Source organism: Streptomyces sp. NPDC058955 (assembly GCF_042741435.1).
In the GTDB taxonomy this organism is placed as follows: domain Bacteria; phylum Actinomycetota; class Actinomycetes; order Streptomycetales; family Streptomycetaceae; genus Streptomyces.
Genome location: NZ_JBHYKM010000148.1, coordinates 1 through 11,979 on the forward strand (window position 1 = coordinate 1; position 11,979 = coordinate 11,979).

The 11,979-nt window shown below is 76.1% G+C and carries 11 protein-coding genes; 1 reads left to right on the plus strand and 10 read right to left on the minus strand.

Features of this window, described 5'->3' with window-relative positions; genetic code table 11:
- Positions 1-45 precede the first annotated feature (45 nt).
- The 10 genes from ACFW1I_RS34485 to ACFW1I_RS34530 all read right to left on the minus strand — a co-directional run bounded on the left by ACFW1I_RS34485 (position 46) and on the right by ACFW1I_RS34530 (position 11,247).
- Positions 46-357, minus strand: a complete 312-nt coding sequence (locus tag ACFW1I_RS34485; RefSeq protein WP_384677399.1) for a hypothetical protein — start codon at positions 355-357, stop codon at positions 46-48.
- A 106-nt stretch (positions 358-463) separates the two neighbouring features.
- A complete protein-coding gene (locus ACFW1I_RS34490) occupies positions 464-1,543 on the minus strand; it encodes a GNAT family N-acetyltransferase (protein WP_384677426.1) in 1,080 nt (359 codons plus the stop codon).
- Positions 1,544-1,599: 56 nt separating this feature from the next.
- Positions 1,600-2,280, minus strand: coding sequence for a lipopolysaccharide biosynthesis protein (locus tag ACFW1I_RS34495; protein WP_384677400.1), 681 nt, complete (start codon positions 2,278-2,280; stop codon positions 1,600-1,602).
- A 46-nt stretch (positions 2,281-2,326) separates the two neighbouring features.
- Complete coding sequence (locus ACFW1I_RS34500) at positions 2,327-3,466, minus strand: glycosyltransferase (RefSeq protein ID WP_384677402.1); 1,140 nt, start codon at positions 3,464-3,466, stop codon at positions 2,327-2,329.
- Complete coding sequence (locus ACFW1I_RS34505) at positions 3,463-4,266, minus strand: polysaccharide deacetylase family protein (RefSeq protein WP_384677404.1); 804 nt, start codon at positions 4,264-4,266, stop codon at positions 3,463-3,465. The genes ACFW1I_RS34500 and ACFW1I_RS34505 overlap by 4 nt, the downstream gene beginning before the upstream one ends.
- Positions 4,163-6,115, minus strand: coding sequence for a murein biosynthesis integral membrane protein MurJ (gene murJ / locus ACFW1I_RS34510; RefSeq protein WP_384677406.1), 1,953 nt, complete (start codon positions 6,113-6,115; stop codon positions 4,163-4,165). The genes ACFW1I_RS34505 and murJ overlap by 104 nt, the downstream gene beginning before the upstream one ends.
- Positions 6,116-6,245: 130 nt before the next feature.
- The gene (locus tag ACFW1I_RS34515) at positions 6,246-7,586 is read right to left on the minus strand and encodes an O-antigen ligase family protein (RefSeq protein ID WP_384677408.1); all 1,341 of its coding nucleotides are present in this window, start codon (positions 7,584-7,586) and stop codon (positions 6,246-6,248) included.
- Between the two features lies 1 nt (position 7,587).
- Positions 7,588-9,042, minus strand: a complete 1,455-nt coding sequence (locus ACFW1I_RS34520) for a sugar transferase (protein ID WP_384677410.1) — start codon at positions 9,040-9,042, stop codon at positions 7,588-7,590.
- Entirely contained in the window at positions 9,039-10,175 is a 1,137-nt protein-coding gene (locus ACFW1I_RS34525) for a glycosyltransferase (RefSeq protein WP_384677411.1), read from the minus strand. The genes ACFW1I_RS34520 and ACFW1I_RS34525 overlap by 4 nt, the downstream gene beginning before the upstream one ends.
- 1 nt (position 10,176) lies before the next feature.
- On the minus strand, positions 10,177-11,247 hold the full coding sequence (locus tag ACFW1I_RS34530; protein ID WP_384677413.1) for a DUF3344 domain-containing protein: 1,071 nt from the start codon (positions 11,245-11,247) through the stop codon (positions 10,177-10,179).
- A gap of 379 nt (positions 11,248-11,626) precedes the next feature.
- Between ACFW1I_RS34530 and ACFW1I_RS34535 the strand changes: the two genes are divergently transcribed.
- Positions 11,627-11,866, plus strand: coding sequence for a chaplin (locus tag ACFW1I_RS34535; RefSeq protein ID WP_384677414.1), 240 nt, complete (start codon positions 11,627-11,629; stop codon positions 11,864-11,866).
- Positions 11,867-11,979 lie beyond the last annotated feature (113 nt).

Sequence of the window (11,979 nt, forward strand, 5' to 3'; positions counted from 1 at the left end):
GTAGGGTGTGGCGATGGCGGATGCGGTGGAGGAGGTGTAGCCTGATCAGAAGCCTGAGCCGAAGCCTGAGCCGAAGCCTGAGCCGAAGCCTGAGCCGAAGCCTGAGCCGAAGCCTGAGCCGAAGCCGGAGCCGAAGCCCGAGCCGAAGCCGGAACCCAAGCCGGAACCGAAGCCGGAACCCAAGCCGGAACCCAAGCCGGAGCCGAAGCCGGAACCCAAGCCCGAGCCCAAGCCCGAGCCCAAGCCCGAGCCCAAGCCCGAGCCGAAGCCCGAGCCCAAGCCCGACTGTTGGAAGGTCGAGCTCGGGGACTGGGTGGAGAGCTGGATCGGTGGGCCGGTGTGCGTGCCGAAGGACACCGGCTGGAAGGACGACGGCGGCGGGAAGGGCTCCGACTGGAAGGCCGACCTGGACGCCGCCCTCGACTGGAAGGGAGCCCTGAACGGCGTCTGGCCGTTCTGACGGTCAGTCGGACGCGGGGGCGCGGCCGGGCAGGCGGGCGGCGAGCCGGCCGGCCCAGGCCCGCTCCCGGGCCTGCCGGGCGGCCCACCGCCGCGCGTCCGCCGCGCCCGCGTGGAGCCACAGCAGCGGGGCCGTGCCGCGACCGGTGAGCAGCAGCCGCCGGTTGCGGACCGGCTCCGGCCGCCAGTGGTGCTTGTACGGTTCGCTGCCCCGCAGCATGCTCAGCGTGGCCCGGCCGCCCGCGCTGGTCTCCCGGGCCCCGTGCCGCAGCAGCATCGCGGCGACGTCGACCTTGCGCTCCCGCAGCACCGGATCGGCGCCGTACAGATAGCCGCCGGCGAGCCGCGGGGACATCAGGGTGAGGTCGGCGGCGACGACGTCCCCGCCGAGCCGGAACTCGGTGACCATCGCGTCGCCGCGCTCCACCATGGGCCGCACCGCCCGGGTCAGGTGCTGGGCGAACCGCTCGCTGGTGTGCTCGGCGGTGACCCCGCGACCCCGCCACTGCAGCTGATGGAGGGTCAGCAGCCGGTCGAGGGCGGCCGGCACGTCGGGCCCGGTCACCACGTGCGCGTCGATGCCGAGCGCGTCCAGCTTGCGCAGCTTGGCGCGGACCCGCTGGGCCTTCCCGGAGGGGATCCGTTCGAGCAGCCCCTCCATGGGGACGGCGGGCAGCTCCAGGCAGAGCGAGTCGGGGAGCCGGCGGCGCGGGCCGCGCCACTGGGCGAAGACCCGCTCGGCGGCGGCGCCGGGCCGCACCTCCCGCAGGTCGACGACCATGCCGCGGGCCGTCCGGGCGATCGCGCCGGCCAGCGCGGCCGCCGCCTCGGGGAGCTCGTCGTCGAGGAGGACGTCGGTGAAGTCCGTGATGGCGCCGCCGAGCTGGGTCAGCACCGGCAGCGGCCCGGACGCCCGCATCAGCGGCGCCGCCGCCACCAGCGCGCCGGCCCTGTCCCGTACCAGCACCACCCGCAGGGCGCCGGGACGTCCGTACGAGAGCCACCAGGAGTGCAGCCAGGAGTGGGACTGGAACGGGGTGGCCGAGGAGCAGCGCCCGTACAGGTCGGTCCACTCGGCCGCCATCCGCCCGAAGCCCTCGGCGTCACGGCACAGCTCGGTCCGCAGGGTTCTTCCCAAGGTCACACCGCCTCCGGTTCCGGCTGGTGGGCGGCGGGCGCGGGCACGGCGGCCCCGCTCGCGGCCGGGGTGGTCGGACGGGAGTGACGGCCCTCGCCGCGCCCGGCGGCCCGCTTCGGCCGGACCAGCAGCGCGAGGCCGCCGAGCAGTCCGCCGGCACAGGCGCCGACCAGCGCGGAGAGCGGCGCCGACGGCGAGACCGGGGCGGCCGGCTTGGTCGCCCGGGAGAACTGGACGACCTTCACGCCGGTGCTGCCCGCGACGTGCGAGGAGTTGACGACCAGCGAGCGGGCCACCCCGTCGGCGATCGACACGGCCTGCGCGGCCTTCGGGGCGCGGGCCGTGATCGAGATCATCGGCGCGTCCGGGGAGGTCTCGGCCCGCACGCTCTCGCGGAGGGTGGCGGTGGTGACGCCCGCCCACACCTGGGCGTCGCCGGTCACCGCGATGTCGGTGGCGACCCGCCCGTACGCCTGGGCGAAGCCGAGCGCCGCCGCCGGGTCGGACTTCTCGCCGGGGACGACGATGACATAGCTGGTGGCCGCGTACTCGGGGGTCTTGAGGACCCCGTAGCCGCCGCCGAGCGCGGCCCCGGCGACGACGGCGGCGGGCAGCACCGCCCAGCGGCCGGGGAAGCGCAGGGGGGCGGGCAGTCGGACGGCGCGGGGTGGGGTGGTGGTCATGACGGGCTCTCTCGCTGGGACGGGCAGGGGGCGGGAAGAAGGGGGTTCACGGGCCGGGGCGGCGCTGGGCGGCCCGCTCGTAGAGGGTCATCAGCCGGTCGGCGCTGCGCGCGATGTCGTAGCGGCGGGCGGCGGCGGGCACCGGCAGGCGTCCGGGCCGCTCGGGGCCGTGCGCGGTCCGCAGCTCGCGCAGGGCGCCGATCAGCTCGGGCACCGACTCGCCGATCCGGCGGGCGCCCGGCGCCGCGTCCGCCGGCAGGTCCTCGATCGCCGGGCACGCCACGTACAGCACCGGGAGTCCGGCGGCGAGCGCCTCGACGACGGCGAGCCCGAAGGTCTCGTCCGGAGAGGTGGAGACGAAGACGTCCATGGCGGCGAGGAGTTCGGGCAGCATCGGCCCGGCGGGGCCGTCCGCCGGCGGGTCCTCGCAGGCGCCGAAGAAGTGGACGCGGCCCGCGGCGCCGCACTCGCGGGCCACCGCGCGCAGCTCCTCGCGCCGCTCGCCGTCGCCGACGAGCAGCAGCCGGGCCTCCGGCACCGAGGCCACGGCCCGGATCAGCCGGTCGAACCGCTTCCCCGGCGCGAGCCGCCCGACCCCGCCGACCACGAACGCGTCCTCCGGGATGCCGAGGACGCCCCGGGTGAGGCGGCGGGCGCGCGGGACGAAGGCGAAGCGCCCGGTCTCGATGCCGTTCGGCACCACCTCGATCCGGTCCGGCGCCACGCCCCAGTCGGCGAGCCGGCGGGCCACGCTCGCCGACACGGCGACCGTGGAGGTGCCGAGCCGCTCCGAGGCCAGGTACAGCGCGCGGGTGCCCGCCGACAGCGGGCGGCCCTCGATCTGCGAGGCGCCGAGCGAGTGCTCGGTGGCGATGACCCGGCGGACCCCGCCGAGCCGGGCGGCGAGCCGGCCGTAGACGCAGGCCCGGTAGAGGTGGGTGTGGACGAGGTCGTAGCCGCCGTCGCGGACGAGCCGGGCGAGCCGGGGCAGCGCGCCCAGGTCGCGGTTGCCGGTCATGCCGAGGTGGGTGACGGGGGTGCCGTCGGCCTCGATGCCGACCGCGACCGGGCCCGGGTTGGTGAGCGTCACCACCCGCCCCTGGACGGGCAGATGGCGCAGCAGCAGCCGCAGCTGCTGCTCGGCGCCGCCGATGCCGAGCCCGGTGATGACGTGCAGGACCCTCATCCGAGCACCGCCGCGGCCGGGCCCGCCTGGGCGGGGAGCAGTTCGGCGGGGTGGCGGCGGCGCAGCGGGTGCAGGGCCCGCTTCGCGGTGAGCCGCCAGGAGGTGTCGGCCTCGCCGATGTGGATGCGCGGCAGAGCGTACGCACTTGTCAGCGGGCCGGGGTCGATGCCGCAGGCGTAGCCGTACCCGGCCTTGCGGACCGCGCGGACCACCCGCGGGTCGACCGCCCCGTACGGGTAGCAGAAGCCGTCCACCGGGCCGCCGGTGATCTCCTCCAGGAGGCTCCGGGAGTGCCGGGTCTCGTCGGCGAGGGTGGCGTCGTCGGCCTCCGTGAGCCGCCGGTGGGTCAGGCCGTGCGAGCCGATCTCCATGCCGGCGGCGGCGATCCGCTCGATGCCCTCCTCGGTGAGCAGCGGCTTGCGCGGGCCCTCGGTGTCCCAGTCGTTGACGCCGCCGAGCCGGCCCGGCAGGACGTACACGGTGGCGGTGAAGGAGTGCCGGCGCAGCAGCGGCAGCGCCGAGTCGAGGAAGTCGGCGTACCCGTCGTCGAAGGTGAGGCCGACCAGCCCCCTGGCCCGTCCCTCGGCCGTCGCGGCGAGCAGCTCGCGCACCGACACGCCGCGCAGCCCCCGGTCGCCCAGCCAGTGGAGCTGCCGGGCGAAGCGCACGGGGGAGACGGTCACCCCGTACGGGTCGTCAGCGGTGTCCGTGATCGAGTGGTACATCGCCACCCACAGGGGCGGCTTCGCCCACAGGGGCGGCTTCGGCAGCAGGCGGCGCAGCGCGGTGGGGGCGGGCATGGGCGGTCCTTCGGCGTCGGGTGGAGCGGTGGGGGAGGGGAGGGATCTCCGGCGCCTTGGCGGCGCAGGCGATGAAGAGCAGGAACACGCCGGCGACGACCAGGCCGGCGACGACGAGGGAGACCAGCGGCGGACCGATCGCCACCGAGCAGAGCCAGCCCGCGCCGGTCGCCCAGGCGGCGGCGGTGGCGAGCCGCAGCAGGCCCTCGCCGAGCCGGTCCGGGCGGACCGGGACGGTCTGCCGGTGGGCGCCGCGCAGCAGCAGGACGGCGGTCAGGGTGATGCCGAGCGCGTTGGCGGCGGCGAGGCCCACGGCGCCCCAGGCGGCGGCGCCGGGCACCCCGGCGGCGGCGGTGGCGGCGAGCCCGGCGGCCATCGCGGCGGCCGGGTACCAGAGCGGGCGGGCGGCGGAGAAGTAGCAGCGGACGAGGGCGCCGACCATGGTCTGGCCGAGCAGCCCGAGCGCGTAGACCCGCATCACGGCGGCGGTGGCGACCGTGTCCGCATGGTCGAACTCACCCCGCTGGAACAGCAGTTCGACGATCTTGGGGGCGGCGGCGATCACCACCGAGGCGCCCACCAGGACCACCACCGCCGCCAGCAGCAGATCCCGCTCGACCCGCCGCCGCGCCCCCTCCGGATCGCCCGCGGCCAGCGCCCGCGCGACCACCGGGAAGCTGACCGTGCACAGCATCAGCGACAGGATCATCGGCATCTGCGCGATCTTCTGCGCGTAGTTCAGGTGCGAGATCGCCCCGGACGGCAGCGGCGCGGCGAGGAACCGCTCGACCAGCGTCTGCGACTGACGGGTCAGCGAGAAGGCGACCACCGGCGCGATCAGCCCGAACACCACCAGGCGCCCGTCCCCGCCGAGCCCCGGCGCCAGCGCCTCCGGCTCCCGCGACGGCACCGGCCGCGCCCGCAGCTCCCGCAGCAGCGAGGGCGCCTGCACCAGCACCATCAGCACCCCGCCGACCGCGACCCCGGCGGCGGCCGACCGCACCCCCCACGGCTCGCGCAGGAGCACCATCGTGCCGATGATGCCGACGTTGTACGCCACGTAGATCGCGGCCGGCGGCAGGAAGACGTGGTGCGCCCGCAGCGCCGCCGAGCAGTAGCCGACGAGCGCGAAGGTGAGCACGCAGGTCGCGGTCAGCCGGGTGCAGTCCACCGCGAGGTCCGGGTCGGAGAGCCCCGGCGCGAGCACCCCGACCACCGCCGGGGCGGCCACGATCAGGACGGCGGCGACCACCCCCACCGTCAGGGTCAGCCGGGGCAGCGTCCCCCGCACCAGCTCCCGCACGGGATCCCCGAACAGCGTCCCCGCGCGCCGGGCCAGCGCCCGCGAGAAGGCCGGCACCAGGATCAGCGCCATCGCGTCCTCGATCAGCAGCGTGGACGCGAACTCCGGCACCGTCCACGCCACCAGGAACGCGTCCGTCTCCGCGCCCGCGCCGAAGTACCCGGCGAGGATCTGGTCCCGGACCAGCCCGAGCACCGCCCCGACGGCGGTCAGCCCCGCCGTCACCGCCGCCGCCTTCGCGAGGAACCCCCGCTTCTGCCCGCCCGCCGCCGGCGCCTTCACCCGGGCGTGCGCCCGCCGCCCGGTCCGAGGCGGCGCGAGCGTGGCGGTCGCCGCGCCCGGACCGCCCGAGGTCTCCGCCGGCGGTCCCGGCGGGGGCGCCCACACGTCGGCGGCGGGCGCGGCGGCCCGCCGGACCGCGACCCGACGGGCACCGGCGAGACCCCCGGGACCACGACCGGGCTCCGGCGCCACGGCCTCCGCACCACCCCCCGGCAGCACGGCGGCCCCCGGGGCGCACGGGGAGTCCGTGGCGTCCGGGGGCATCGGGGACCAGGGGTCGGTCAGGGGTTCGCCGTGCTGCGGTCGCGGCGGACACGGCGGTACGGCACCGGCGCCGCCGGACCCCGGGGGCGCGACGTACGCGTCCGTGGGATCCGGCGGACCGGCCCACGGGTCACGCACCGCGCACCCCCGCCGCCCCCTCGCGGCCCGGCGCCAGCGCCCACCAGGCGGCGAGGCCGAACACCACCGACATCAGGACCGTCGACGGGCCGCCGATGTCCGCGTAGAAGAAGTCGATCAGCTGCCAGGCCAGCAGCCCGGTCGCGACCAGCGCGCAGTCCGCGCCCGACCGGCGCCGCCGCAGCGCGCCCACCAGCAGCGCCAGCCAGCTCCCCGCCAGCGCGAGCAGCCCGATCAGCCCCTGCTCGCTGAGGACCAGCAGGTACATGTTGTGCGGGGAGAGCAGCGGCTGCTTCTGGAAGCCCGCGCCCGCGCCCGCCGTGTCGCTGCCGGAGGAGAGCGCCACCGAGGCGTTCGAGTCCCGGTACTGCGGGAAGCCCTTCAGTCCCACCCCGGTCAGCGGCTCCGACGCCCACATCCGCCCGGCCGCCGCCCACATCGTGTACCGGTCCGTCACCGACTGGTCCGGCGCCGCCGTCACCTGCGTGATGCTGGTGACCCGCTCCTTCACCATCGCGGAGCCGATCCCGAGCCCGCCGACCAGCACCACCGCCAGCGCGCCCACCGCGAGCGCCACCCGCGCCGCCCGGCGCACCCCGCCGAGCAGCAGCTGGATCCCGCAGGCCAGCACGGTCGCGATCCACGCGCCCCGGCTGAAGGACAGCGTCAGCGGCACCACGAGCAGCGCCGCGCACACCAGCGCGGCGGTCCGCGTCCGGCCCGCCGGAGCCCCCAGCGCGATCCCGGTGACGATCACCAGGCCGTACGCCACCACCGTCGCCATGCCCATCACGTCGGTCGCCCCGAAGGTGCCCACCGCCCGGATGTCCTCGCCCTGGTACGAGGCGCCCGTCCCCGTCAGGTACTGCGTCACGCCCACCGCGCCCTGGACCAGTGCCAGCGCCACCAGCCCCCACGCCACCACCGCGAAGTCCCGCCGGTCCCGGACCATCAGCAGCACCGCCGCCGGGACCAGGACGAAGACCTGTACGTAACGGGCGACGCCCGGCAGGCTCGCCGCCGGGTCGTTCGAGGTGATCGCCGCCAGGCAGACCCCGAACACCGGCAGCCCGAGCACGACCGCCGCCGTCCGGGTCAGCGGCCGGGCGCCGCCGCGTACGACCCGCACCAGACAGACCAGCACCAGCAGGCCCGAGGCCGCGTCGGCGACCGTGCCGGTGCCGCCCGTCCCGCCCTGCGCCCCGCCGCCGCCCGGCACCAGGAGCAGCGCGATCACCGCCAGGACCGGGGAGAGCGCACCGACCCGGCGCGCCCACTCCCGGGCGTCCGGCGTCCCCGCGAGGACCGGTGCCGTCGTCACGGCCGTCGCCATCTCAGCTCCCCGTCGGTCGGACGAGACCGGCCGCGGTGCGGACCAGGATGCAGACGTCCTGCCAGAGCGACCAGTGGTCGATGTAGTGGTTGTCGAAGCGGCAGCGGTCCTCGATCGAGGTGTCGCCGCGCAGCCCGTTCACCTGCGCCAGACCGGTGAGCCCGACCGGCATCCGGTGGCGGGCCGCGTACCCCGCGTGGATCTTGCTGAACTGGGCGACGAAGTACGGTCGTTCGGGCCGCGGACCGACCAGGCTCATGTCGCCGCGGAGCACGTTCCACAGCTGCGGCAGCTCGTCCAGCGAGGACTTCCGCAGGAAGCCGCCGGCCGCGCTCATCCGCCGGTCCCCGGCCACGTTCCACCGGGTCGCAGACTCCGTCTCGTCCGACGGCCGGAGCGTACGGAACTTCAGCAGCGTGAAGTGGCGGCCGTGCTGGCCCACCCGCTCCTGCCGGAACAGCACCCCGGGCCCGTCCGACAGCCGCACCGCCAGCGCGCACAGCGCGAGCACCGGCAGCGCCAGCGCCAGCGCCGGACCGGCCAGCGCGATGTCCAGGGCCCGCTTGGCCAGCACCCCGCGCCGCTCGGTCGGCGGGACGAGCCGGCGGCGGGCGTACCCCCACACGTGCTCGCCCATCGGCCCCTCGCACCGCTCGCCGCCGACCCGCCAGGTCACGCAGCCGTAGTGCTGGAAGAGGGTCACCAGCTCCGGCTCGTCCGACAGGAACACCGCCTCGCGGACCGTGTTCTGGATGACCGCCCGGCGGATCTCCTCCGCCGTCGTCAGCAGCGGCAGCCCGGCCTCCACCGGACGCTGCTCGCCGACCGTCGCGTCCGGCAGCCCCACGACGCCGACCGGCCGCATCCCGTACTCGGGGTGCTGCAGGGCCGCCGCCGCGAACCGGCGGGCCGCCGTCGGCGGACCCACCACCAGCGCCGAACGCGGCCGCTCCCGGGCGATCCGCCGCCCGCGCGCGAGCAGCACCGCCCGCACCACGGACGCCACCCCGACGTGCGCGCCGTACGCCGCGCACAGCCGCAGCGGCCCGATCGCCAGCTCCGGCGACCAGGCCGCGGCACCGGCCGCCGCCACGCACCACACCACCCCGGCCCGGGAGGCCAGCGCGGGCAGCTCGTCGAGCAGCCGGACGTGCGCCGCCGGCCGGTGCAACCCGCCGCGCCCGTCGAGGACGAGCAGCAGCGCCGCCACCGGCAGCAGCAGCCGCGGATCCTGATGGGCGGGGCCGAGCAGCGCGGCACCGGCGAGCACGGCCAGGCAGTCGACGGCCCGCAGCACCGCCGCCCCCGGCCCCGGCCGCGCGGCCGCCCGGTGGCGCGGCAGCGCGAGCCGGCCGGACAGCCGCCGCCGAGGAGCGAGCGAGGCGGACCCGAAGGCCGGGCCCGCGACCGGCCACGGGCCGGGTGAGGAAGGAACGCTGGTACTTTCCGTGGTCACTGCGCAATCGGCTCTCTGTGCTCGGTGCCCCGCACTCCGGCCAGCTCGCGGTAGATCTCCGCGACGGCCGCGCCGGTGCGCCGCACATCGAAACTGCTGAGGACGTGCTCGTGGGCCTCACGGCCCAGGCGGTGCCGCAACTCCGGCCTGCCGAGCAGGCGGCTGAGAGCGACGGCGAGGGCGGCCGGGTCCTCGGGCGGGACCAGGCACGGGGCTTCGTGGCCGGGCGGCAGGCTCTCGCGCGCCCCGTCGACGTCGGTGACGACGACCGGCCGGCCCGCCGCCATCGCCTCCAGGGGCGCCAGCGCCATGCCCTCCCAGCGGGACGGCAGCACGACGACGTCCGCCGCCCGGTACCAGGGCACGGTGTCCGCGACGGCGCCGGCGAACCGCACCGAGGGACCGGCGGCGGCCCGCAGCCGCTCCCCGTCCGGCCCGTCGCCGACGAGCACGAGCCGTGCGCCCGGCACCTCGGCGAGGACCGCGGGCCAGGCGGCGAGCAGCACGTCCTGGCCCTTCTGCCGGCAGAGCCGGCCCACGCACACCACCGTGGGCGCCGGATTCCCGGCGGGCCCGTCGGTCGCGAACCGGGCCACGTCCACCCCGTTGTGCACCACGGACCAGGCGGCCCGGACCCCGGCCTGCTCGCCGGTACGCCGCTCCGCCCCGCTCACGCACAGGACGCGGTCGGTCCAGCGGGCGCCGAACCGCTCCCAGCGGCGGGCCAGTTCGGCGGTGGTGCCGGTGACCGCCTCGAAGGACCAGGCGTGCGGCTGGTACACGGTCGGGATCCGGCCGCGCACCGCGAGCCGGGCGCACAGGCCCGCCTTCGCCGAGTGCGCGTGCACGAGCCCGGGCCGCACGGCCCGGACCACCCGGGCCAGCTCGCGGGTCTCCCGGACCAGCGCGGGACCGGGGTCCCGGCCGGCCCGCCAGTCGTGGACCTCGGCACCCTCGGCGCGCAGCTCCGCGGCGAGCGCGGTGCCGGGCGGACAGGCGACCACGGGGCGCAGCCCGGCCGCGCGCTGGGCGCGCACCAGGTCGACGACGACCCGGGCGACCCCGCCGTCGCCGGGCTGGACCGCGTGCAGGACGGTGACGGACCCGGGGTCCGTCTCGATCGGGGCCCGCACGTCAGCGCCGTACGTCCGCCTGCAGGAAGAGCGCGCCGAGCCAGACGGTGTCCTCGCGGCTGCCGAGCCGGACCTGGACACGATCGGCTCCCTGGCGCAGCGCCCCCCGCAGATCGAAGACATCGGAGTCGTACCCGAGAGTGTTCCCGGCGGCGGGGAAGCGCGTCGTCCCGGCCTTGCCGAATTCGGTGATGCTGGAGTTCAGCACGTCGTTCACGGAATTGGCGGAATCACCGAGCCGGGTGCCCTTCCGGCCGCTCGTCCGTACCTCCAGGTAATCCCCGGGAGTTCCCCGGTCGCCGTCATAGGCGACGACTCCGAGACGCCCCTCGGTGCCCTTCGGATAACGGTGCCCGTCAAGGGGGACGCGCAGCTCGCCGGCGCGCGGTCCGACCGTCTCGAAGCCGTCCCAGACGCTCAGCCGGCGCAGCGGTTCGCCGTCCTTCTCGTACGCGGCGACCAGCGTCCAGCCGCCCCAGCCGCCCACCGCGCTGCGGCCCATGGCCACGTTCACCTGGGCGACCGTCCACTGCCCGGGCGTGGCCCACCGGACCAGCTCGGTGACGTCGGCGGACGCCTGGAAGGCGTCGGCGCCGTCGGCGGTCCGATGGCCCGTCAGGGTGTCGGCGAGCAGCGCCTTGTACCGCCCGCCGGGCTCCGCGATCAGCACCCGCCCGTTGTCCTTCGGCGGCTTCTGCTCGCCCACCCGCAGGTTGCCGCCCCAGTACAGCCGGGCCCAGGCGACCCGGGCCCCGGCCGGCACCGGCAGTTCGGCCCGGCTGGAGTTGTACGTGTTGGGGTCGTCGTCCACGTCGACGTAGCCGATCGTCGCCCCGTCGTTGGAGGTCTCGGTGCCCTGGGCGCCCTTCGCCGAGGCGTTGGCGGCGCGCACGATCCCGCCGTGCAGTTCGGCCTGGTAGCGCGCGGCGAAGGGGACCCGGGCGGCCTCCCCGGGCCCGGGTGGCGCGGGCGGCGCGGCGGCGGAGGCGAGCGGCGGCGCGGCGGTCAGCACCGCGCACGACAAGGCGCACAACACGCTGCGACGCACAGCAAGAAGCGCTGAATTCCGCATACAGGTTCTCCGCTTTGATGAGAGAAGGAAGGGAAGACCCGTGAAGACCGGGGGAGGGGGAGGTGTCGTCCGCACGAAATGGGTGAACGCGCGGCGGGCCCGGAAGCAACGTTCGGGAACGTTATAACCCCGGCGCGGAGCGATAGTAAGCATTAGATGCTCGGAAACGCTAACTCCCGTATCCGTGCGGCAGGTTCCTCGTTGTGCGTGTTGCGCCATTCCCCGGTCCGTCGCCCGAATGTCCCTCCACCGGCCCAAAGATCGGTTGAACGTCACCCGTTCGGGAGAGCAACCGATGAAAATCCGGAGCGTTGTTGAGGGAGCCGGGCCGAACAGTCCGCGCAGTCCGAGTTGGAAATCGATCGAGGAGTACTTCTCCATGTCTCGTATCGCCAAGGCCGCCGTCCTGACTGTGGGTGCCGCCGCCGCGGTCGCCGGTGCCTCCGGTGCCGCCTTCGCCGACGCCGGCGCCGAGGCCGCCGCCGTGAAGTCCCCCGGTGTCGGCTCCGGCAACGTCATCCAGGTCCCGGTCCACATCCCGGTCAACCTCTGCGGCAACACCGTCAGCGTCATCGGCGCGCTGAACCCGGCCTTCGGCAACACCTGCGTCAACGCCTGATCTCGCACGTCGGATCGGTCCTTCCGAAGCCGGGGGGGCCCCCCCCCGGGGGGGGGGCCCCCCGGGTTGACCAGCGGGCCCCGGGGGGGGTACAGGTTGGGCGCCCCCCCCCG

What these genes read in the sequence shown, in the direction of transcription:
- ACFW1I_RS34500 (WP_384677402.1), bottom strand. Translation starts at nt 3,466, where the DNA reads ATGAGGGTCCTGCACGTCATCACCGGGCTCGGCATCGGCGGCGCCGAG.
- murJ (WP_384677406.1), bottom strand. Translation starts at nt 6,115, where the DNA reads ATGCCCCCGGACGCCACGGACTCCCCGTGCGCCCCGGGGGCCGCCGTG.
- ACFW1I_RS34515 (WP_384677408.1), bottom strand. Translation starts at nt 7,586, where the DNA reads ATGGCGACGGCCGTGACGACGGCACCGGTCCTCGCGGGGACGCCGGAC.
- ACFW1I_RS34535 (WP_384677414.1), top strand. Translation starts at nt 11,627, where the DNA reads ATGTCTCGTATCGCCAAGGCCGCCGTCCTGACTGTGGGTGCCGCCGCC.
- ACFW1I_RS34505 (WP_384677404.1), bottom strand. Translation starts at nt 4,266, where the DNA reads ATGCCCGCCCCCACCGCGCTGCGCCGCCTGCTGCCGAAGCCGCCCCTG.
- ACFW1I_RS34495 (WP_384677400.1), bottom strand. Translation starts at nt 2,280, where the DNA reads ATGACCACCACCCCACCCCGCGCCGTCCGACTGCCCGCCCCCCTGCGC.
- ACFW1I_RS34530 (WP_384677413.1), bottom strand. Translation starts at nt 11,247, where the DNA reads ATGCGGAATTCAGCGCTTCTTGCTGTGCGTCGCAGCGTGTTGTGCGCC.
- ACFW1I_RS34490 (WP_384677426.1), bottom strand. Translation starts at nt 1,543, where the DNA reads ATGGCGGCCGAGTGGACCGACCTGTACGGGCGCTGCTCCTCGGCCACC.